The sequence below is a fragment of the Klebsiella sp. Shm-1 genome, assembly GCF_040804525.1.
Lineage (GTDB): Bacteria > Pseudomonadota > Gammaproteobacteria > Enterobacterales > Enterobacteriaceae > Klebsiella > Klebsiella pneumoniae.
In genome coordinates this window covers 2,257,049-2,277,293 of record NZ_CP161823.1, presented here as the reverse complement: position 1 = coordinate 2,277,293, position 20,245 = coordinate 2,257,049, and the positions used below count along the sequence as shown (strand labels likewise).

The window sequence follows — 20,245 nt, the reverse complement described above, 5'->3', positions numbered from 1 at the left end:
CCACGCTTAGCGCACGCTCTTTCCTGGCCGAACGACAAACCTTCCACCGGTCATTACAAAATTACACAGTTTTGTTACTTACCGCGCTACTGCCGCCGCTATAGTACAGAATGTCTGGCAGACCACACGGCCCTGGGAGATAAGAATGAAGGAAATCGGCTTACCGTTATTGCTACTGACCGCTCTGGCCAGTCCGGCTTTTGCTGCAGACTGTCAGCCAAACGGCATTGGCGGCTCTTTTTGCATTAACGATGACGGTACGACTACCGACACGGTGCCTAACGAAGTCAACGGCATGGATACGTACTCGAATAATGGCGGCTATACCAGTTCCCTGCCCGATCGGTCAGGGGCGGATGAAGCACTGGAAGGTTCATCGCTGTCGACGCAGCAAGGCGTCGGCAGCGGACAGAGCGACAGTGCGCTGGCAGGTCGCGACTGGCATTCGCCCGCCAATCTGAATGATGGCGCCGCCACCTCCAGTATGAGCCTGCTGGATAAACCCTGAGGCCAGCGGCTAAGCGAGACTCCAGCCTGCGGCGCCGATGGCGAGGGCGAAAAGCAGGCAGGCCAGCGCCGTCTTACGTAACAGCATGGTATAGAATGAAATTGCGACACCAATGAATACCACCAGCAGAATCGGCCACATGCTTAATAACAACAGCAGAAAACCCTCAATATTGTTATGGATTACGCTCTCCACATCCGCATCCTTGCCTCATCGTCGATAAAGTAAGCAGAATTTAATATGTAACATGAATACATTCAAATAAAATATAATTGTAAATGGTTATGCACCGCCTCCTGCGGTTGGCGGTGGGTCACTTTCACGCGTCCGGAGCTTTGGCATCAGAAGCAGTTCGCAAAAAAACACGTCAGGATTGTTCCATGACCCTTTAGCGGCACGCTCGTATTCTCGCTGGTATCCTGCAAATTCTTCACGCCATTATTCGGCGCGGGTATCTGACACAATGCGCCGGCGATGACAGTCGCCTGGTTGCAGTTTATCCCCCTGAGCGGAACGCACATCCAGATACTGAAGGGGCTGGCCGTGCGCGTTATCCAGCAGGACCGAATAGGTTTCCCCTTGCTCAAACATATAACGCTCTCCCCATTGCCGCAGCGCCACAACAATGGGAAACACGGAGCGCCCCTTTTCAGTCAGGACATATTCCTTGTATGCGCTGCCATCCGATGCCGGTAAAATCTCGAAAATACCGATATCAACCAGATGCTTCAGCCGCGAGGCAAGGATATTTTTGGCCAGCCCCAAATTTTTTTGAAACTCGCTGAATCTCCGCACATCGTCAAATGCTTCGCGGATAATCATCAGGCACCAGCGTTCACCAATTGATTCCAACGTTCTCGCCACCGGACATTCACTGGTTCTAAGTGATTCCTGCTTTGCCATCTGCGCGCTCCTTATCAATTTATCTACTGATCTAGCTTAATCCTCACCTTTACCAGTTGCAAAAAAAAACCACTAAGGCTAATTCTATAGGCACACTAGTTTTAAAAAGCAACCAGACAGAGAATCTCTTATGAAATGTAAGGCAAGTAGATGTACCGGCCAAAGGATCCAAACTGCGTCAGTCCCTGACACGATGCTGACCACAGGGATAACGGCGTTGTTTTCACTAACCTGCGCGCTGGCAGTAGCCAATGTTTATTCAGCACAGCCTTTACTCGACTCGATGGCGGTCAGCCTGAAGGTGTCGCCAGGCATTATTGGCAGCGTCATCACCGCTACGCAGGCGGGCTATGCCATTGGCCTGCTGTTCCTGGTTCCGCTCGGGGACTGGTTGAACCGTAAATACGTGGTGATGAGTCAACTGTTGCTTTCAGTAGCGGCGTTAGTCGCGGCAGGGTTATCCCCCAATATAGCAACTCTGCTTGGCGCCATGCTGATCGTCGGCCTGATGGCCGTGGTGGTGCAGGTGCTGGTGGCCTGGGTGGCAATACTGGCGACGCCGCAGAAACGAGGCCAGGCGGTGGGTACCCTGACCAGCGGCATTGTTTCAGGTATCCTGTTATCTCGGTTTATCTCAGGCGCGATAGCCGATATCGCCGGCTGGCGAGCCGTGTATCTCACGGCTGCCTGTCTGATGTTGGTGATTGCCGGGATCGTCTGGAAAATCATGCCTTCGCCCCCGCAGCAGCCGCAGCCGCAAAAGCCGACTTACCTTTCCTTATTGAAGTCCGTGTTTCAGCTGTACCTCACCGAGCCGCAACTGAGAAAGCGCGGGATCCTGGCGCTATTTATCTTCGCCGCTTTCAGCATGCTATGGACGACCATGGTCATGCCGCTCACCGCCCTTTCCCTCTCGCACACCCAGACGGGGATGTTTGGCTTAGCCGGCTTCGCTGGCATGCTGGCCGCCGCCAGAGCGGGCAAGTGGGCTGACCAGGGATGGGCTCAACGCACTACCGGCCTGGCGCTGGCGCTGCTGACCATCTCATGGCTTCCTATCGGCTATGCCGAAACCTCTCTGCTCTGGCTGATAGCTGGCGTCATTGCGCTGGACTTTGCGGTACAGGCCGTTCATGTCTCCAGCCAGAGCCTGATCATTGCCGCCAGGCCTGCAGCGGCAAGCCGCCTGGTTGGGGCTTACATGTGTTTTTATTCGCTGGGCAGCGCGGCAGGGGCTATCGTTGCCACACAGCTTTATTCCCACTGGGGATGGCAGGCGGTCTGCCTTGCGGGCGCCGCGGTCAGCGCGTGTGCATTTCTGATCTGGTCAGGATCGCGTCAATCATGATATTCGTTCTGCGTTTTAAAGGGGCCAGTCAAAAAGACCGTAACACTGACCTGATTGCTGCCAGCTATTTGTATCGCATACATTTTTTCAATGCTTTTAAACAGTTATGTTCATGTTGTATAATGACGTGCACTTTAACTAAAAAAAGAGTGCGACCATGATTGATTCCTCATTGCCATTAACCGACATTCATCGTCATCTTGACGGTAACATCCGGGCCCAAACCATCCTCGATCTTGGCCGCGAATTTAATATCGCTCTTCCCGCAACCACCCTCGACACGCTGCGTCCGCACGTCCAGGTCACCAGCCTTGAGCCCGATCTGGTTAGTTTCCTCGCCAAGCTCGACTGGGGGGTAAAGGTCCTGGCCTCGCTGGAAGCCTGTCGCCGCGTGGCGTATGAGAACGTCGAAGACGCGGCGCGAAATGGCCTGCACTACGTTGAGCTGCGCTTCTCTCCCCGCTATATGGCGATGACCCACCGGCTGCCGGTCGACGGCGTGGTAGAGGCGGTAATTGCCGGGGTTCAAGAGGGATGCCGCGATTTCCAGGTCGACGCCCGGCTGATCGGTATTCTGAGCCGCACCTTCGGCGAAGCCGCGTGTCAGGAAGAGCTGGCGGCGCTGCTCGCCCACCGCGAGGGCATCACTGCCCTCGACCTCGCCGGCGATGAGCTCGGCTTCCCGGGTACGCTGTTCCGCAACCATTTTAACCAGGCCCGCGACGCCGGGTGGCATATCACCGTCCACGCGGGCGAAGCGGCCGGCCCGGAAAGTATCTGGCAGGCCATTCGTGAGCTGGGCGCGGAGCGCATCGGCCATGGGGTTAAAGCGGTAGAGGATCCAGCCCTGATGGACTACCTGGCCGAGCACCGCATCGGGATTGAATCCTGCCTGACCTCGAACGTGCAAACCAGCACCGTGGCCTCCCTGGCCCAGCATCCGCTGAAGCAGTTCCTTGAGCACGGCGTGCTGGCGAGCCTCAACACTGACGATCCGGCGGTCCAGGGTGTGGACATCATTCACGAGTATACCGTGGCGGCGCCGGCGGCAGGGCTGAGCCGGGAGCAGATCCGTCAGGCGCAGATCAACGGCCTGACCCTGGCGTTCCTCGGCGAACAGGAAAAAGCCGCCCTCATTCAGCGGGTTGCCAAAGGCTGATAACCGGCCCGGCAGCCGTGCTGCCGGGCTCCTCCTCAGACCAGGCTGAGCGTGGCGCGATGTCTGGCCGACTCGATACCCAACTCAATCAGGGTCATTATCTGAATCGCCTCGCTGGCCGGGACCGGGTTTTCCCCTACGCCGTTAAGCGCGTCGCGGATAGCGGCATAGTAGGCGGGATAATTACCCGGTAGCGTCAGCCATTTCTCCTGACTACGTTCATCCCCTTCGGCGCGGGTCAGGGTACCGTCGCGCATATCATATCCCCAGTCCTCCTGCGGCAGCCGTTCACCGTTTTTTAGCCGCTCCTCCTGCGGGTCAAGACCGTACTTAATATAGCTGGCCCGCGAGCCGTGGACGATAAAGCGCGCGCTCTCCGCGGCGGCGAGTAACGTACCATGCAGTACTACCCGCCGCTGCGGATAGGCCAGCACGGCGTGAAAATAGTCGGTGGATTGCGCGCCGGGCCGAAGCTGCGCGAGGTCCACCGTGATGCTTACCGGCAGGCCAAACAGCACCACGACCTGGTCGAGCAGATGCGGCGCGAGGTCATACCATATGCCGCTGCCAGGACCTGCCTGCTCACGCCAGCGCTGGCGCACCTGTGGTCGGAAGCGATCGAAATGCGACTCGAAGTAACACACCTCCCCCAGCTGACCTTCGTTGATCAACGCGCTGACCGTTAAGAAATCGCTGTCCCAGCGCCGGTTATGAAACACCGAAAGTATCCGACCGCAGTGCTTCGCCAGGCTTTCCAGCTCGCGAGCTTGTGACAGTGTCACGGTAAAGGGTTTATCCACCACAACATGCTTTCCCGCCTCCAGCGCCGCTTTCGCCAGCGGAAAGTGGGTGTCGTTCGGGGTGGCGATGACCACCAGATCGATATCCGGGTCGTCCAGCAGATCCCCCGGCGCACTCATTACCTTCACGCCAGGCCAATCGGCATGGACCTTATCGGCGTCGCTGCTGGCGACCGCCTTCAGCGCCATACCCGGCGTGCCGCCGATCAACGGCGCATGAAACGTTTTGCTGGCGTAACCGAACCCCACCAGCCCCACCCGGATCGCATCGCTCATCTTACCGCCTCGCTTATGCAACTGATATCAACACCAGGTTAATGAGAATAATTTTACAAACCGTGAGCAAAACTTATCATTCCTTACTTTGCGACTTACATGCAAGTGTGAGAAATCAGACAGATACCCCTTGTGATCTGCTGACCATCGAGTAACATTTCACGCTGTGTTCAAAGGATATTCAAGTGTTATGACAACTGTTTTTACCCGTATTGTAGAACTTATTGGCTGGGTTGTTTTTGGTATTTCGGCACTGCTTTTGGTTATCGCACACCATATAGATAACTATCAGTCCCCACCGCCAGCGGATGTGGTGCACACGAAGTAGCTCCGCGTTAAAACAGTGACCCGCCTCGCAACTGTGCAACCGGTTTCAGAAACCGGTTGCACGTATGCTCGCGCTTTTATTACACTCCCTTTATCATCAGACAGGGAGCTTTTTCATGGCCGCTTTTCCGCACAATTTCTTATGGGGTGCCGCTACCGCAGCGTATCAGGTTGAGGGAGGACACGACGCCGACGGTAAAGGACCGTCAATCTGGGATATCTACTCTCATCTGCCGGGTACCACCTTTGAAGGCACCACCGGCGATATTGCCGTCGACCACTATCACCGTTTTCGCGAAGACGTGGCGTTAATGGCCGAAATGGGCCTGCAAAGCTATCGATTCTCCATCTCCTGGCCCCGCCTGCTGCCCGCCGGGCGCGGTAAGGTGAATGAAGCGGGAGTCCAGTTTTACAGCGATCTGATCGACGAACTGCTGGCGCACAATATTGAGCCGATGATCACCCTCTATCACTGGGATCTGCCGCAGGCCCTGCAGGATGAGGGTGGCTGGGAAGCGCGCACTACCGCCGAGGCCTTCGCCGAGTACGCCCGCCTGTGCTATGCGCGCTTTGGTTCACGGGTGAAGCTGTGGGCTACCTTCAACGAAACCATTGTCTTCATTGGGCACGGCTACATTAACGGCCTCCATCCCCCGGCGGTCCGCGATCCGGCGCGTGCTATTCAGGCCTGCCACCACGTATTTATCGCCCATGCGCTGGCGGTGAAGGCCTTTCGCGAGATGGCTGTGGCCGGCGAGATTGGCTTCGTCAACGTACTGCAACCGCATACCCCGCTCACCGACAGCGAGGCGGACATTAAGGCCACCGAACTGGCTGACGCCATCCATACTCACTGGCTGTACGATCCGGTGCTGAAAGGCACCTATCCTGCCGACCTGCTGGCGCAGACCCAGGCGCTGTGGGGGGTACCTCGCTTTGCTCCAGGCGACGACGCGCTGCTCCGTGACAACCGCTGCGACTTTATCGGTCTGAATTACTATCGCCGGGAAACGGTATCTGCCCAGCCGCCTGAGATCGCTACCGGCGGTGAGCCTGGCGTGGAGGGATTATTCTATTTCGTGCGTAATCCCCAGAGTACATATACCGAATGGGGCTGGGAAATCTGGCCGCAGGGGCTAACTGACGGCATTATGATGATTAAGGCGCGCTATGGCGATATTCCGATATATATCACCGAGAATGGCCTCGGCGCGATGGACCCGATTATTGACGGGGAAGTGGTCGACGACCCGCGGATTGATTATCTCAGCAGCCATATTGGCGCCCTCGAAAAAGCGCTGGCGCTGGGGGCAGATGTGCGCGGCTATTACCCCTGGTCATTTATCGATCTGCTGAGCTGGCTCAACGGCTATCAAAAGCAATATGGTTTTGTCTATGTCGATCACCAGCAAAATCTGGCGCGGAAACGAAAGAAGAGTTTTTATTGGTACAAATCTGTTATTGCCAGTCACGGCGAACAGCGTTAATCTTCTCTTGCGGGCGCCATTCGGCGCCCGGTCTGATTTTAGAATATTCTTAAACTTCTCCCTGCTCTTCAAGGCTGGCTTTGCCCCTTGTCATGGGTTTATATAACCTGATTCATTCCACGCGGCCCCAGCAGAAGGCGCCGTTGGTTGAGAGTAGGTTTAGTGAATGCTGATAATATTCAACGCAATAATTCCGATTATAAAATGGATACGAAAATGACCGTGCTGGACTACTTATTAAAATTTCGCAAAATCAGTTCGCTGGAAAGCCTTGAAAAACTATTTGATCACCTTAACTACTCCCTGACTGACACCCAGGAGATCGTGAATATGTATCGCGCCGCCGATCATCGTCGCGCAGAGCTGGTCTCCGGTGGTAAATTGTTCGATGTGGGCCAGGTTCCTAAATCCGTTTGGCGATTCGTGCAGTAAGGCTGTCATCCTTCACGCCAGTTGCTTATACTTCCCGGCCTGATTTTATTCACTGGCGTTGAATAGGGGAGAAACATGACGTCTCAATCTGCAGAGCGCATCGGCGGATGGCTGCTGGCTCCGCTGGCCTGGTTGCTGGTGGCGCTGCTGAGCGCCTCGTTATCGCTGCTGTTTTTTGCCAATGCGCTGATGTCGCCGCAGACCTATACCCTACTGCGCGCCATGAGCGCGGGCCATATGGCGCTGTGGGTCGCCTCGCTGCTGTTTGCCCTCGCCATGTGGTATTACACGCTCTGGCTGACTATCGCCTTTTTCAAGCGGCGCTCGGTGGTGCCGAAACACTACATTATCTGGCTGCTCATCACCCTGCTGCTGGCGATAAAGGCTTTTGCCTTCTCGCCGGTCTCGGATGTGCTTGCCCTGCGTCAGCTGCTGTTTCCGCTGCTGGCCGCTGCGCTGCTGGCGCCCTATTTTCGCCGTTCGCAGCGGGTAAAACGGACTTTTGTTAATCCGTAATACCCCCACACTTAACCTGTTGTCGCTGGTATCGTTTTATTCGATAATAAGCGGCTTTTTTTCGTTTCAGGTCGCATGATGGCTGATTATTTACTGCTCTTTATTGGTACAGTCCTGGTCAATAACTTCGTTCTGGTGAAGTTTCTTGGTCTGTGCCCGTTTATGGGGGTTTCCAAAAAGCTGGAAACCGCAATGGGGATGGGGCTCGCTACCACCTTCGTGATGACCCTGGCCTCTATTTGCGCCTGGCTGATTGATACCTGGATCCTTATCCCGCTAAATTTGGTTTATTTGCGTACCCTGGCCTTTATTCTGGTTATCGCCGTGGTGGTTCAGTTTACTGAGATGGTGGTGCGTAAAACCAGCCCGGCGCTCTATCGCCTGCTGGGGATCTTTCTACCGCTGATCACCACCAACTGTGCCGTACTCGGGGTAGCGCTGCTGAATATTAATCTGGGCCACAATTTCCTGCAGTCGGCGCTGTACGGCTTTGCCGCCGCCGTCGGCTTCTCGCTGGTAATGGTGCTGTTCGCGGCGATCCGTGAACGCCTGGTGGTGGCCGATGTCCCCGCGCCGTTTCGCGGTAATGCCATCGCGCTGATTACCGCCGGTTTAATGTCTCTGGCCTTCATGGGCTTTAGTGGTTTGGTGAAGTTGTAATGAGCGCAGTCTGGATAGCCGTGATCGCCATCAGCCTGTTAGGGCTGATTTTCGGCTTAATACTGGGATACGCCTCGCGTCGTTTCGCGGTGCAGGACGACCCGGTGGTGGAAAAAATTGATGAGCTATTGCCGCAGAGCCAGTGTGGGCAGTGCGGGTACCCTGGGTGTCGCCCCTATGCGGAAGCAGTCGGCGTACAGGGTGAGAAAATAAACCGCTGCGCGCCGGGTGGCGAAGCGGTGATGTTAAAAATCGCCGCCTTGCTGAACGTCGACCCGCAGCCTGTCGACGGCGACGCACAGGAAGCGGAGCCGGCCCGCATGCTCGCGGTAATTGACGAGCCGAACTGCATTGGCTGTACCAAGTGTATCCAGGCCTGTCCGGTGGATGCCATCGTTGGGGCGACCCGCGCCATGCATACCGTGATGAGCGACCTGTGCACCGGCTGCAATTTGTGCGTCGCCCCCTGCCCGACCCAGTGCATTTCACTCGTTCCGGTGGCCACCACCCCGGAGACCTGGAAATGGGATCTGCATACGATCCCGGTGCGAAATATTCCTGTGGAACAACATGTTTAAGCTATTTTCCGCTTTCCGAAAAGACAAGGTCTGGGATTTCAACGGCGGTATTCACCCGCCTGAAATGAAAACCCAGTCTAACGGCACCCCGCTGCGTCAGGTTTCCCTGCCGCAGCGCTTTGTTATCCCGTTGAAGCAGCACATTGGCGCCGAGGGCGAACTGTGCGTTAAAGTGGGCGACCGGGTGCTGCGCGGCCAGCCGCTGACCCGCGGCTGGGGAAGAATGCTGCCCGTTCACGCCCCGACTTCCGGCACCATTGCCGCCATCGCTCCGCACACTACCGCGCACCCGTCGGCGCTGGCGGAGATGAGCGTGATCATTGACGCCGACGGCGAAGACCGCTGGATCGAGCGCGATGGCTGGAGCGACTATCAGACCCGCACGCGTGAAGCGCTGATCGAGCGTATCCACCAGTTTGGCGTTGCTGGCCTCGGCGGCGCAGGCTTCCCCACCGGCAGTAAACTGCGCGGTGGCGGAGATAAAATTAAAACGCTGATCATTAACGCCGCCGAGTGCGAGCCCTATATCACGGCGGATGACCGCCTGATGCAGGACTGCGCGGCGCAGATTGTCGAGGGTATCCGCATCCTCGCTCATATACTGCAGCCTGAAGAAGTGCTGATCGGCATTGAAGACAATAAGCCGCAGGCCATCTCAATGCTGCGGGCGGTGCTCTGCGACGCCCATGGCATTTCGCTGCGCGTGATCCCCACCAAATATCCCTCCGGTGGCGCCAAGCAGCTCACCCAAATTCTCACCGGCAAACAGGTACCGCACGGCGGTCGTTCATCGGACATTGGCGTGCTGATGCAGAACGTCGGTACGGCTTATGCGGTGAAACGCGCGGTGATTGACGGTGAGCCGTTAACCGAGCGCGTGGTCACCCTCACCGGCGAAGCGGTAACCAGACCGGGCAATGTCTGGGCGCGTCTTGGCACGCCGGTGCGCCATCTATTGAACGATGCCGGCTTCTGCCCCAGCGCCGAGCCAATGGTGATCATGGGCGGCCCGCTGATGGGCTTTACCCTGCCGTGGCTCGACGTCCCGGTGGTGAAGATCACCAACTGTTTGCTGGCGCCTTCCGCCAGCGAGATGGGCGAACCGCAGGAAGAGAAAGGCTGCATTCGCTGCAGCGCCTGCGCTGACGCCTGCCCGGCCGATCTGCTGCCGCAGCAGCTGTACTGGTTCAGCAAAGGTCAGCAGCACGATAAAGCCACTGCCCATAATCTGGCGGACTGCATCGAGTGCGGCGCCTGCGCGTGGGTATGTCCAAGTAATATTCCGCTGGTGCAGTACTTCCGTCAGGAAAAGGCCGAGATCGCGGCGATTCGTCAGGAAGAGCAGCGCGCTGCGGAAGCCAAAGCCCGATTCGAGGCCCGACAGGCGCGCCTGGAGCGTGAGAAAGCCGCGCGCGCCGAGCGGCATAAAAAAGCCGCCGTTCAGCCTGCCGCCAAAGATCAGGAGGCGATTAGCGCCGCCCTGGCCCGGGTACGGGATAAACAGCGCGATGCCGCGCAGCCGATCGTGATCCAGGCCGGCGCCAAACCTGACAACAGCGAGGCAATTGCCGCCCGCGAAGCGCGTAAGGCTGAGGCCCGGGCGCGCAAAGCGCAGCAGCAGGCCGCGCCGGTGGACGCCCCGGCCGCCGAACCGGTCGACCCGCGCAAGGCGGCGGTGGAAGCCGCCATCGCCCGCGCCAAAGCGCGTAAAGCCGAACAGCAGGCCGCGCCGGTGGAAGCCCCGGCCGCCGAACCGGTCGACCCGCGCAAGGCGGCGGTGGAAGCCGCTATCGCCCGCGCCAAAGCGCGTAAAGCCGAACAGCAGGCCGCGCCGGTGGACGCCCCGGCCGCCGAACCGGTCGACCCGCGCAAGGCGGCGGTGGAAGCCGCTATCGCCCGCGCTAAAGCGCGTAAAGCAGAACAGCAGGCCGCGCCGGTGGACGCCCCGGCCGCCGAACCGGTCGACCCGCGCAAGGCGGCGGTGGAAGCCGCTATCGCCCGCGCTAAAGCGCGTAAAGCAGAACAGCAGGCCGCGCCGGTGGACGCCCCGGCCGCCGAACCGGTCGACCCGCGCAAGGCGGCGGTGGAAGCCGCTATCGCCCGCGCTAAAGCGCGTAAAGCAGAACAGCAGGCCGCGCCGGTGGACGCCCCGGCCGCCGAACCGGTCGACCCGCGCAAGGCGGCGGTGGAAGCCGCCATCGCCCGCGCTAAAGCGCGTAAAGCCGAACAGCAGGCCGCACAACAGGATCTCGCGTCAGCCGCAGCCAATGACGACCCGCGCAAAGCGGCCGTCGCCGCGGCTATCGCCCGCGTTCAGGCGCGTAAAGCAACACAGCAGGCAGTTAACGAGGAATAAATGGTTTTCAGAATCGCAAGCTCCCCCTATACCCATAACCAGCGGCAGACCTCGCGTATTATGCTGCTGGTGCTGCTCGCCGCTGTGCCTGGCATTGTGGTCCAGACCTGGTTTTTCGGCTGGGGCACCGTACTGCAGATTGTCCTCGCCGCCCTGACGGCCTGGGCGACCGAAGCCGCTATTCTCAAACTGCGTAAACAGCCTGTTGCTGCCACGCTGAAAGATAATTCCGCCCTGCTCACCGGCCTGCTGCTGGCGGTGAGTATTCCGCCACTGGCCCCGTGGTGGATGGTGGTGCTCGGCACTGCCTTTGCCGTAGTCATCGCCAAGCAGTTGTACGGAGGCCTGGGCCATAACCCCTTCAACCCGGCAATGATCGGCTATGTCGTGCTGCTGATTTCGTTCCCGGTGCAGATGACCTCCTGGCTGCCTTCCTATGAGATAGCCGCCCATATCCCGGCATTCAGCGACGCGCTGCAGATGATCTTCACCGGTCATACCGCCGCCGGAGGCGACATGGCCAGTCTGCGGCTGGGTATCGACGGCGTCAGCCAGGCCACCCCGCTGGATACCTTTAAAACCTCCCTGCATGCCGGACATAGCGTTCAGCAGGTGCTCCAATTGCCGGTCTACGGCGGCGTGCTGGCAGGTCTGGGCTGGCAGTGGGTGAATATCACCTGGCTGGCAGGCGGCCTTTTCCTGCTGTGGCAGAAGGCGATCCGCTGGCATATCCCGGTCAGCTTCCTTGTTAGCCTCGGCCTGTGCGCCACCCTCGGCTGGATTTTTTCGCCGCAGAGCCTGGCCTCACCGCAGATGCATTTGCTCTCCGGGGCGACCATGCTTGGCGCCTTCTTTATCCTGACCGATCCGGTGACGGCCTCAACAACCAACCGCGGCCGTCTGATCTTTGGCGCCCTCGCTGGCCTGCTGGTCTGGCTCATCCGCAGCTTCGGTGGTTATCCGGACGGCGTGGCGTTTGCCGTTCTGCTGGCGAATATTACCGTGCCGCTGATCGATTACTACACGCGCCCGCGCGTATATGGCCACCGTTGAGAGAGCAATGATGTTAAAAACGATGCGTAAACACGGCGTCACGCTGGCGCTGTTTGCCGCCGGTTCCACCGGGCTGACGGCGGCGATCAATGAGCTGACCAAAAGCACCATCGACCAGCAGGCGGCCCTGCAGCAAAAGGCGTTATTCGACCAGGTTTTACCTGCCGACCGCTATAATAACGATCTGCTTAAGAGCTGCTATCTGGTCAGCGCCCCGGCGCTGGGCAAAGGCCAGCATAAAGTGTGGATCGCCAAAAATAACGATCGACCGATCGGCGCGGTGATGGAAGCCACCGCGCCGGACGGCTACTCCGGAGCAATACAGCTGCTGGTTGCCGCCGATTTTAGCGGCACGGTCCTCGGCACCCGCGTAACTGAGCATCATGAAACGCCGGGCCTGGGGGATAAAATCGAACTTCGCCTGTCGGACTGGATTACCCATTTTGCCGGGAAAGTCATCCACGGCCAGGGCGATAGCCACTGGGCGGTCAAAAAGGATGGCGGCGATTTTGACCAGTTCACCGGCGCCACCATCACCCCCCGGGCGGTGGTCAATGCCGTTAAGCGCGCAGGCTTATATGCACAAACGCTGCCTGCGCAACTTCCTGAATTCACCGCCTGTGGAGAATAACCATGAGCGAAGTTAAAGACGTCATCGTCCAGGGCCTGTGGAAAAATAACTCCGCCCTGGTTCAGCTGTTAGGTATGTGTCCTCTGCTGGCGGTCACCTCGACCGCCACCAACGCCCTCGGGCTGGGTTTGGCCACCACCCTGGTGTTAACCCTGACCAACCTGACCATCTCCAGCCTGCGCCGCTGGACGCCGGCGGAGATCCGGATCCCCATCTACGTAATGATTATCGCCTCGGTGGTGAGCGTCGTGCAGATGCTGATCAACGCCTATGCCTTCGGCCTCTATCAGTCGCTGGGGATTTTCATCCCGCTTATCGTGACCAACTGCATCGTGGTCGGCCGCGCCGAAGCCTTTGCCGCCAAAAAAGGGCCAGCGCTGTCGGCACTGGACGGTTTCTCGATCGGCATGGGCGCTACCTGCGCGATGTTTGTGCTGGGCTCCCTGCGCGAGATCCTTGGCAACGGCACCCTGTTTGACGGCGCCGACAGTCTGCTTGGCAGCTGGGCGAAGGTTCTGCGCATCGAGGTTTTCCACACCGACACACCTTTCCTGCTGGCTATGCTGCCGCCAGGCGCCTTTATTGGCCTCGGCATGATGCTGGCGATTAAATACCTTATCGATGAACGTAGCAAACAGCGGAAGGCGCAAGCGGCCCGGGCCGTCTCTGTCGCCCCGTCCGACGTGACAGGGAAAGCATAATATGAACAAAGCCAAACGCCTGGCGATCCTCACCAGGCTGCGGGAAAACGATCCCCACCCCACTACCGAACTGCATTTCAGTTCGCCGTTCGAGCTGCTGATTGCCGTTCTGCTTTCTGCACAGGCCACCGACGTAAGCGTCAACAAAGCGACAGCCAAACTCTATCCGGTGGCCAATACGCCCGCAGCGATGCTGGCCCTGGGGGTGGATGGGGTAAAATCGTATATCAAGACTATCGGCCTGTTTAACAGCAAAGCGGAAAACGTCATCAAAACCTGCCGCATCCTGTTGGAGCAGCACAATGGTGAGGTGCCGGAAGACAGAGCAGCGCTGGAGGCGCTGCCCGGCGTGGGCCGTAAAACCGCCAACGTGGTGCTGAATACCGCCTTTGGCTGGCCGACCATCGCCGTGGACACGCACATCTTCCGCGTCTGCAATCGGACGCAGTTCGCCCCGGGCAAGAATGTTGAACAGGTGGAAGAGAAGCTTCTGAAGGTGGTCCCCGCCGAGTTTAAGGTCGACTGCCATCACTGGCTGATCCTGCATGGGCGTTATACCTGTATTGCCCGCAAGCCGCGCTGCGGCTCCTGCCTGATTGAAGATCTTTGCGAATACAAAGATAAAGTCTACGCCTGACTGTCTCGTCTCTATTGCGGTCATAGCTTAACTCTGGGTTATGGCCCGCATTCATCTATTTCACCGGCTATTAACACCACATAATCATCATGATTATGGATGATTATCCGGTTATATAACAAACAACTAGTTCATTCATTTTTTATCAGCGCAAAATTTCTATGCATTTGTGATCCAGATCATGCTCGCAACTTTATGTTGATTGAATGTTACTGGAATGGAAATAAATGTCAGGCAATACAACGGATGAGTAAAGATTGTCAGGATAATGACCCATGATTTTTTAAGATAATGGACCATATCACTATGCTTACGCCAGATCAGTAGAATATATCGCCTTTTCCCGGCAAACCGGCGAACCCGAAAGATAAAAATACCAACGATATCGAAACGGTAAAATTTAACGCTGTATAACATTCATATGTCCGGAGCATTATACCACCCTGATTATGTGTAACAGATTATTACAAAAGCCTTGCCTGATGCGCCAGGATAGTGAACATTACTTGCCGTTTTCCCTCCAAGAATAACTATAAAGGCGGCGGTCCAACGAGATTGCGCCCCGAACACCCCCCAGTAAATATGGGATGTAAAAAAAGAGGTATATGTGTCTACTGCAAACAATAAACCAGCAGAAAGCGTGAGTCTGAACGCTTTCAAACAACCACGCGCGTTCTATCTCATTTTCTCGATCGAGTTGTGGGAGCGTTTTGGTTACTACGGCCTGCAAGGGATCATGGCCGTTTACCTGGTAAAACAGCTGGGTATGTCGGAAGCGGATTCCATTACTCTGTTCTCCTCCTTTAGCGCGCTGGTTTATGGCCTCGTCGCCATTGGCGGCTGGCTGGGTGATAAAGTGCTGGGTACCAAGCGTGTCATCATGCTGGGCGCTATCGTGCTGGCGATTGGCTATGCGCTGGTGGCCTGGTCCGGCCATGACGCCGCTATCGTCTATATGGGTATGGCGACCATCGCCGTCGGTAACGGCCTGTTTAAAGCCAACCCGTCCTCCCTGCTTTCTACCTGCTATGACAAAAACGACCCACGTCTGGACGGTGCATTTACCATGTACTACATGTCCATCAACATCGGTTCGTTCTTCTCTATGCTGGCAACCCCGTGGCTGGCCGCACGTTTTGGCTGGAGCGTAGCGTTTGCCCTCAGCGTGGTGGGGATGGTGATCACCATTATTAACTTCGCCTTCTGTCAGAAATGGGTTAAACAGTACGGCTCTAAACCGGACTTTGCCCCGGTACACATGGGTAAACTGCTGGCGACCATCGCTGGCGTGGTGGTGCTGGTCGCTATCGCCACCTGGCTGCTGCACAACCAGGGTATCGCACGTATGGTGCTGGGCGTCGTCGCACTGGGTATCGTCGTGATTTTCGCCAAAGAAACCATAGGCCTGAAAGGCGCTCCGCGTCGTAAAATGATCGTCGCTTTCCTGCTGATGGTAGAAGCGATTGTCTTCTTCGTGTTGTACAGCCAGATGCCGACCTCGCTGAACTTCTTCGCCATCCGTAACGTGGAGCACTCGATCCTCGGTCTCGCCTTTGAACCGGAACAGTATCAGGCGCTGAACCCGTTCTGGATCATGATTGGTAGCCCGATTCTGGCCGCCATCTACAACAAGATGGGCGACCGCCTGCCGATGCCGCACAAATTTGCTATCGGTATGGTACTGTGCTCTGGCGCATTCCTCGTCCTGCCTTTAGGGGCGAAGTTCGCCAGCGACGCCGGTATCGTCTCGGTCAACTGGCTGATTCTGAGCTACGCGCTGCAGTCTATCGGTGAACTGATGATTTCCGGCCTCGGCCTGGCGATGGTCGCTCAGCTGGTTCCTCAGCGTCTGATGGGCTTCATCATGGGCAGCTGGTTCCTCACCACGGCAGGCGCGGCGATCATCGCCGGGAAAATCGCTAACCTGATGGCAGTCCCGGAGAATGTCACCGATCCGCTGGTGTCGCTGGAAGTCTACGGTCACGTATTCCTGCAGATTGGTATCGTCACCGCGGTTATCGCCGCCCTGATGCTGCTGACCGCGCCGAAACTGAATCGTATGACTCAGGACGACAGCGCGGACATTAAAGCACGCGAAACCGCGGCTGCCTGACGCCGCAGGGAAAACTAATTATTTTTAAGCCGCTAACGTTAGTTTAGCGGCTTTTTTTTTACCCCTGGCAGGACTAACATACAGAAAACTGCAGCCACGAGGAGTCACGCATGAAACTGTTCTACAAACCCGGCGCCTGTTCCCTTGCCTCGCATATTGCCCTGCGCGAAAGCGGTCTGGATTTTACCCTGCAGAGCGTGGATCTGGCCCAAAAACGGCTGGAAAACGGGGAAGACTATCTGCTGATCAACCCGAAAGGTCAGGTACCGGCGCTGCTGCTGGATGATGATATCCTGCTCACTGAGGGCGTAGCCATCATGCAGTACATCGCAGACCAGGTGCCGGATCGTCATCTGCTGGCGCCGGTGGGCTCGATTGCGCGCTATCAGACTCTCGAATGGCTGAACTATGTGGCCACCGAGCTGCATAAAAGCTTTACCCCGCTGTTCCGCCCGGATACCCCGGAGGACTATAAGCCTGTCGCGCGGGGGCTGCTGGAGAAAAAGCTGCAATACGTTGATGCAGCGCTGGCAGACAAACAGTGGCTGACCGGCCATCGCTTCACCATTGCCGATGGTTATCTGTTTACGGTGCTGCGCTGGGCCTATGCTATAAAACTGGATATGGCTGCCTATGGTCATATCGGCAGCTGGATGACGCAGGTGGCAGCGCGTCCGGCGGTGGCGGCCGCACTGGCGGCTGAAGGCTTAAAATAAGGCCTGAACCTGCCCGGCGGACCGTCGGGCAGGCCCTGGGAGTTACAGCCGGGTGGCGCTGAAGCAGTGCTCCGGTACGGCGATGCGATCCTGCGCCGCTACTACCTGTAGTTCGTATTCCTGCATATTTTTGGTGGCGAGCATAATCTCGTACACCGCGGCGGTGACGTGTTCCAGCGCATCGCGCAGACTTGCCCCCTGCAGCAATTTAACCAACAGCAGACCGCTGGTCACATCGCCGACGCCCACCGGCTGACGCAGGCCGAAATCCACCAGCGGCCGACTAATATGCCAGGCTTCTTTGGCCGTCACCAGCAGCATCTCAAAACGATCCATACTCAGACCCGCACGGGCAAGATGCTTAACTAATACCACTTCCGGCCCCTGGGCAATCAACTCCCGCGCGGCGGCCACTGCCTCGCTGACGCTGGCGACCGGATGACCGCACAGGATCTCCAGCTCAACCAGATTCGGCGCAATAATATCGCTGGCCGGCAGCGCATAGCGCACGTGGAACTCCGCCACGCCCGGCGCGACGATGCAGCCCTTCTCCGGATGACCCATCACCGGATCGCAAAAATATTTCGCCGCCGGATTGGCCGCCTTAACCTGACGCACGATACCGAGGATATGCTCTCCCTGCTCAGCGGAGCCAAGATAGCCGCTCAGTACCGCATCGCAGGTCTGCAGTTTGTCGATGTCGGCAATCCCCTGAACGATCTCCGTCAAATGCGAAGGCGGCATGACGCAGCCGGTCCATTTGCCGTACTGCGTATGGTTAGAGAACTGTACGGTATTCAGGGGCCAGACATTGGCGCCCAGACGGCGCATCGGAAATTCGGCGGCACTGTTGCCGGCATGGCCAAACACAACGTGAGACTGAATGGCGAGGATGTTCTTCATTTTCTTACCACAACCCTAAAAAGAAAAAGGGCGTGGTTTCCCACGCCCTGGCAGTATTTTTTTATTTCCAGCAGACCAGGCAGTAATTTTTCTTACCGCGACGCAGCAAGGTGTAGCGGCCAAACAGGCGATCGCTGTCACTGAATACATATTCCGGGTCGGCCTGTTTTTCGCCGTTGATGGTCACCGCGTTAGAGGCAACGGTTTTACGCGCCTGACCGCGGGACGGCTGCAGCTCGGAATCAACCAGCGCCTGCAGCAGATCGGCGCCTTTTTCCATTTCGATCATCGGCACGCCATCCTGGGCCAGCTGTTCGAAGTCTGCTTCGCTCAGGTCGCTCAGGTTACCGTTGAACAGGCTTTCGGTAATGCGCTTCGCCGCTTCCAGGCCTTCTTCGCCGTGAACAAGGCGCGTCACCTGCTCTGCCAGCACGTACTGGGCGCGCGGCGCTTTACCGCTGTTTTTGTCTTCTTCTTCCAGGGCATTGATCTCCGCAATGTCCATAAAGGTGAAGAATTTGAGGAAGCGATAGACATCAGCATCCGCGGTGTTGATCCAGAACTGGTAAAATTTGTACGGACTGGTTTTCTTCGGATCCAGCCACACGGCGCCGCCTTCGGTTTTACCGAATTTGGTGCCGTCCGCTTTGGTGATCAGCGGTACGGTCAGGCCAAACACCTGATTCTGATGCAGACGACGGGTCAGATCGATGCCGGAGGTGATGTTGCCCCACTGGTCAGAGCCGCCGATCTGCAGCGCCACGCCGTGCAGCTTGTTCAGGCAGGCAAAGTCGTAACCCTGCAGCAGATTGTAAGAGAACTCGGTAAAGGAGATACCCTGATCGTCACGATTCAGACGCTGCTTCACCGCTTCTTTGTTGATCATCTGGTTAACAGAGAAGTGTTTACCGATATCGCGCAGGAAGGTCAGCACGTTCATGCTGCCAAACCAGTCATAGTTATTCGCCGCGATCGCCGAGTTGTCGCCGCAGTCAAAATCAAGGAACGGAGCCACCTGTTTGCGGATTTTATCCACCCACTCCTGCACGGTATCCTCGGTGTTTAGTTTACGCTCAGCGGCTTTGAAGCTTGGGTCGCCAATCAGACCGGTTGCGCCGCCCACCAGCGCCACAGGTTTATGACCTGCCTGCTGGAAGCGTTTCAGGCATAACAATGGAACAAGATGCCCCAAATGCAAGCTGTCAGCGGTAGGATCGAAGCCGCAATAGAGCGCGATCGGGCCTTGCGCCAGTCGCTCTGCTAACGCTTCCTCGTCCGTCACCTGGGCTACCAGCCCCCGCTCTTGCAATTGTTTAATCAAGTTACTGCTTGCCATCAAATTCTCCATGTATAAACGACTGCACCTCTGCCGGTACACGACTTTTCGCCAGATGCGAAAAGTACATAGAATAAAGCGCCGGCCCTTTCAGCGCCAGCGCTTCGATAACTAATTTCGGCGTTTACGGCGCCAGACGGTCTATTTTCCAGGCGCCGCTATCGCGCTGGTATAAAAAGCGATCGTGCAGACGGTGTTCTCCCCCCTGCCAGAACTCCATCTGCTCAATGCTGACGCGGAATCCGCCCCAGAAGCTCGGCAACGGCACTTCACCCTGCTGGAACTTCTGCTTCAGCTCGAGGAATTTGCTTTCGAGGATGCCGCGGGCTGAGATCCGGCTCGACTGCTTCGAGACCCAGGCGCCAATCTGGCTGTCGCGCGGACGGCTGTGGAAATATTTGACCACTTCCAGCGTCGACAGACGCTCCGCTTTGCCGATTACCATCACCTGGCGCTCCAGCATATGCCACGGGAAAAGCAGGCTGACCTGCGGGTTGTTTTCAATTTGATGCGCTTTGCGGCTGCCGAGGTTGGTATAAAACACCAACCCTTTTTCGTCGTAGTGCTTCAGCAGCACAATGCGCTGGTAGGGCTGGCCGCGCTCATCGACGGTGGCAACCACCATGGCCGTCGGGTCGGCAAGTTTCGCATCGCAGGCCTGACGCAGCCAGCGTTCAAACAGCGGCAGGGGTTCAGCAGGAAGATCGTGGCGACGCAAACCGCCACGGGTGTATTCACGGCGCAAATGCGCAATTTGCTGGAGTTCGTCGTTATCAGACATGGCCATTGAGGATGTAGTCATAAG

General features: G+C 57.3%; 22 protein-coding genes. 16 read left to right on the top strand and 6 right to left on the bottom strand.

The window, feature by feature from the left end; translation table 11 throughout:
• Positions 1 to 145: 145 nt before the first annotated feature.
• Positions 146 to 508, top strand: coding sequence for a hypothetical protein (locus AB1E37_RS11120; RefSeq protein ID WP_004143806.1), 363 nt, complete (start codon positions 146 to 148; stop codon positions 506 to 508).
• A 9-nt stretch (positions 509 to 517) separates the two neighbouring features.
• Here AB1E37_RS11120 and AB1E37_RS11115 read toward each other — a convergent pair whose 3' ends face one another.
• On the bottom strand, positions 518 to 703 hold the full coding sequence (locus AB1E37_RS11115) for a hypothetical protein (protein ID WP_002907644.1): 186 nt from the start codon (positions 701 to 703) through the stop codon (positions 518 to 520).
• Between the two features lie 243 nt (positions 704 to 946).
• The gene (locus tag AB1E37_RS11110; protein ID WP_004143807.1) at positions 947 to 1,330 is read right to left on the bottom strand and encodes a helix-turn-helix domain-containing protein; all 384 of its coding nucleotides are present in this window, start codon (positions 1,328 to 1,330) and stop codon (positions 947 to 949) included.
• A gap of 274 nt (positions 1,331 to 1,604) precedes the next feature.
• Here AB1E37_RS11110 and AB1E37_RS11105 point away from each other — a divergent pair, with 274 nt between their 5' ends.
• Both AB1E37_RS11105 and add read left to right on the top strand, forming a co-directional pair.
• Positions 1,605 to 2,759, top strand: a complete 1,155-nt coding sequence (locus AB1E37_RS11105; RefSeq protein WP_004898591.1) for an MFS transporter — start codon at positions 1,605 to 1,607, stop codon at positions 2,757 to 2,759.
• Positions 2,760 to 2,916: 157 nt separating this feature from the next.
• Positions 2,917 to 3,918 (top strand): adenosine deaminase, encoded by a 1,002-nt coding sequence (gene add / locus AB1E37_RS11100; protein WP_004151209.1) that lies wholly within the window; start codon positions 2,917 to 2,919, stop codon positions 3,916 to 3,918.
• Positions 3,919 to 3,953: 35 nt separating this feature from the next.
• Here add and AB1E37_RS11095 read toward each other — a convergent pair whose 3' ends face one another.
• Positions 3,954 to 4,994 (bottom strand): oxidoreductase, encoded by a 1,041-nt coding sequence (locus tag AB1E37_RS11095; RefSeq protein WP_002907650.1) that lies wholly within the window; start codon positions 4,992 to 4,994, stop codon positions 3,954 to 3,956.
• A 190-nt stretch (positions 4,995 to 5,184) separates the two neighbouring features.
• Between AB1E37_RS11095 and blr the strand changes: the two genes are divergently transcribed.
• From blr to gstA, 13 genes are all read left to right on the top strand, one after another.
• A complete protein-coding gene (gene blr / locus AB1E37_RS11090; protein WP_004898594.1) occupies positions 5,185 to 5,322 on the top strand; it encodes a division septum protein Blr in 138 nt (45 codons plus the stop codon).
• 115 nt (positions 5,323 to 5,437) lie between these two features.
• Positions 5,438 to 6,808, top strand: a complete 1,371-nt coding sequence (locus AB1E37_RS11085; protein ID WP_032447627.1) for a GH1 family beta-glucosidase — start codon at positions 5,438 to 5,440, stop codon at positions 6,806 to 6,808.
• 216 nt (positions 6,809 to 7,024) lie between these two features.
• Complete coding sequence (gene ydgT, locus AB1E37_RS11080) at positions 7,025 to 7,240, top strand: transcription modulator YdgT (RefSeq protein ID WP_002907652.1); 216 nt, start codon at positions 7,025 to 7,027, stop codon at positions 7,238 to 7,240.
• Between the two features lie 75 nt (positions 7,241 to 7,315).
• Positions 7,316 to 7,756, top strand: coding sequence for a DUF2569 domain-containing protein (locus AB1E37_RS11075; RefSeq protein WP_002907654.1), 441 nt, complete (start codon positions 7,316 to 7,318; stop codon positions 7,754 to 7,756).
• 78 nt (positions 7,757 to 7,834) lie between these two features.
• Complete coding sequence (gene rsxA / locus AB1E37_RS11070; protein ID WP_002907658.1) at positions 7,835 to 8,416, top strand: electron transport complex subunit RsxA; 582 nt, start codon at positions 7,835 to 7,837, stop codon at positions 8,414 to 8,416.
• On the top strand, positions 8,416 to 8,994 hold the full coding sequence (gene rsxB / locus AB1E37_RS11065) for an electron transport complex subunit RsxB (RefSeq protein WP_004143816.1): 579 nt from the start codon (positions 8,416 to 8,418) through the stop codon (positions 8,992 to 8,994). The genes rsxA and rsxB overlap by 1 nt, the downstream gene beginning before the upstream one ends.
• A complete protein-coding gene (gene rsxC, locus AB1E37_RS11060) occupies positions 8,987 to 11,350 on the top strand; it encodes an electron transport complex subunit RsxC (RefSeq protein ID WP_048332658.1) in 2,364 nt (787 codons plus the stop codon). The genes rsxB and rsxC overlap by 8 nt, the downstream gene beginning before the upstream one ends.
• Positions 11,351 to 12,403 carry an electron transport complex subunit RsxD gene (gene rsxD / locus AB1E37_RS11055; protein ID WP_004898599.1) on the top strand — a complete coding sequence of 351 codons (1,053 nt, stop codon included), beginning with the start codon at positions 11,351 to 11,353 and terminating at the stop codon, positions 12,401 to 12,403.
• A 10-nt stretch (positions 12,404 to 12,413) separates the two neighbouring features.
• The gene (gene rsxG, locus AB1E37_RS11050) at positions 12,414 to 13,034 is read left to right on the top strand and encodes an electron transport complex subunit RsxG (protein WP_002907731.1); all 621 of its coding nucleotides are present in this window, start codon (positions 12,414 to 12,416) and stop codon (positions 13,032 to 13,034) included.
• 2 nt (positions 13,035 to 13,036) lie between these two features.
• Positions 13,037 to 13,735: an electron transport complex subunit E gene (locus AB1E37_RS11045; RefSeq protein ID WP_002907733.1), complete on the top strand. Its 699-nt coding sequence runs from the start codon at positions 13,037 to 13,039 to the stop codon at positions 13,733 to 13,735.
• A gap of 1 nt (position 13,736) precedes the next feature.
• The gene (gene nth / locus AB1E37_RS11040) at positions 13,737 to 14,372 is read left to right on the top strand and encodes an endonuclease III (RefSeq protein ID WP_002907734.1); all 636 of its coding nucleotides are present in this window, start codon (positions 13,737 to 13,739) and stop codon (positions 14,370 to 14,372) included.
• Between the two features lie 607 nt (positions 14,373 to 14,979).
• Positions 14,980 to 16,485, top strand: coding sequence for a dipeptide/tripeptide permease DtpA (gene dtpA, locus AB1E37_RS11035; RefSeq protein WP_004151206.1), 1,506 nt, complete (start codon positions 14,980 to 14,982; stop codon positions 16,483 to 16,485).
• 110 nt (positions 16,486 to 16,595) lie between these two features.
• A complete protein-coding gene (gstA, locus tag AB1E37_RS11030; RefSeq protein ID WP_002907736.1) occupies positions 16,596 to 17,201 on the top strand; it encodes a glutathione transferase GstA in 606 nt (201 codons plus the stop codon).
• Between the two features lie 42 nt (positions 17,202 to 17,243).
• On the opposite strand, the gene pdxY is transcribed toward gstA, so the two are convergent.
• From pdxY to pdxH, 3 genes are all read right to left on the bottom strand, one after another.
• The gene (gene pdxY, locus AB1E37_RS11025) at positions 17,244 to 18,104 is read right to left on the bottom strand and encodes a pyridoxal kinase PdxY (protein WP_004898602.1); all 861 of its coding nucleotides are present in this window, start codon (positions 18,102 to 18,104) and stop codon (positions 17,244 to 17,246) included.
• A 61-nt stretch (positions 18,105 to 18,165) separates the two neighbouring features.
• Entirely contained in the window at positions 18,166 to 19,440 is a 1,275-nt protein-coding gene (tyrS, locus tag AB1E37_RS11020) for a tyrosine--tRNA ligase (RefSeq protein WP_002907740.1), read from the bottom strand.
• A gap of 124 nt (positions 19,441 to 19,564) precedes the next feature.
• A complete protein-coding gene (gene pdxH, locus AB1E37_RS11015; RefSeq protein ID WP_002907742.1) occupies positions 19,565 to 20,221 on the bottom strand; it encodes a pyridoxamine 5'-phosphate oxidase in 657 nt (218 codons plus the stop codon).
• Positions 20,222 to 20,245: the final 24 nt, after the last annotated feature.

Bases quoted from the DNA above. Each gene is read 5' to 3' on its own strand.
- AB1E37_RS11120 (WP_004143806.1), top strand. From the start codon at position 146: ATGAAGGAAATCGGCTTACCGTTATTGCTACTGACCGCTCTGGCCAGT.
- AB1E37_RS11110 (WP_004143807.1), bottom strand. From the start codon at position 1,330: ATGATTATCCGCGAAGCATTTGACGATGTGCGGAGATTCAGCGAGTTT.
- AB1E37_RS11105 (WP_004898591.1), top strand. From the start codon at position 1,605: ATGCTGACCACAGGGATAACGGCGTTGTTTTCACTAACCTGCGCGCTG.
- add (WP_004151209.1), top strand. From the start codon at position 2,917: ATGATTGATTCCTCATTGCCATTAACCGACATTCATCGTCATCTTGAC.
- AB1E37_RS11095 (WP_002907650.1), bottom strand. From the start codon at position 4,994: ATGAGCGATGCGATCCGGGTGGGGCTGGTGGGGTTCGGTTACGCCAGC.
- blr (WP_004898594.1), top strand. From the start codon at position 5,185: ATGACAACTGTTTTTACCCGTATTGTAGAACTTATTGGCTGGGTTGTT.
- AB1E37_RS11085 (WP_032447627.1), top strand. From the start codon at position 5,438: ATGGCCGCTTTTCCGCACAATTTCTTATGGGGTGCCGCTACCGCAGCG.
- ydgT (WP_002907652.1), top strand. From the start codon at position 7,025: ATGACCGTGCTGGACTACTTATTAAAATTTCGCAAAATCAGTTCGCTG.
- AB1E37_RS11075 (WP_002907654.1), top strand. From the start codon at position 7,316: ATGACGTCTCAATCTGCAGAGCGCATCGGCGGATGGCTGCTGGCTCCG.
- rsxA (WP_002907658.1), top strand. From the start codon at position 7,835: ATGGCTGATTATTTACTGCTCTTTATTGGTACAGTCCTGGTCAATAAC.
- rsxB (WP_004143816.1), top strand. From the start codon at position 8,416: ATGAGCGCAGTCTGGATAGCCGTGATCGCCATCAGCCTGTTAGGGCTG.
- rsxC (WP_048332658.1), top strand. From the start codon at position 8,987: ATGTTTAAGCTATTTTCCGCTTTCCGAAAAGACAAGGTCTGGGATTTC.
- rsxD (WP_004898599.1), top strand. From the start codon at position 11,351: ATGGTTTTCAGAATCGCAAGCTCCCCCTATACCCATAACCAGCGGCAG.
- rsxG (WP_002907731.1), top strand. From the start codon at position 12,414: ATGTTAAAAACGATGCGTAAACACGGCGTCACGCTGGCGCTGTTTGCC.
- AB1E37_RS11045 (WP_002907733.1), top strand. From the start codon at position 13,037: ATGAGCGAAGTTAAAGACGTCATCGTCCAGGGCCTGTGGAAAAATAAC.
- nth (WP_002907734.1), top strand. From the start codon at position 13,737: ATGAACAAAGCCAAACGCCTGGCGATCCTCACCAGGCTGCGGGAAAAC.
- gstA (WP_002907736.1), top strand. From the start codon at position 16,596: ATGAAACTGTTCTACAAACCCGGCGCCTGTTCCCTTGCCTCGCATATT.
- pdxY (WP_004898602.1), bottom strand. From the start codon at position 18,104: ATGAAGAACATCCTCGCCATTCAGTCTCACGTTGTGTTTGGCCATGCC.
- tyrS (WP_002907740.1), bottom strand. From the start codon at position 19,440: ATGGCAAGCAGTAACTTGATTAAACAATTGCAAGAGCGGGGGCTGGTA.
- pdxH (WP_002907742.1), bottom strand. From the start codon at position 20,221: ATGTCTGATAACGACGAACTCCAGCAAATTGCGCATTTGCGCCGTGAA.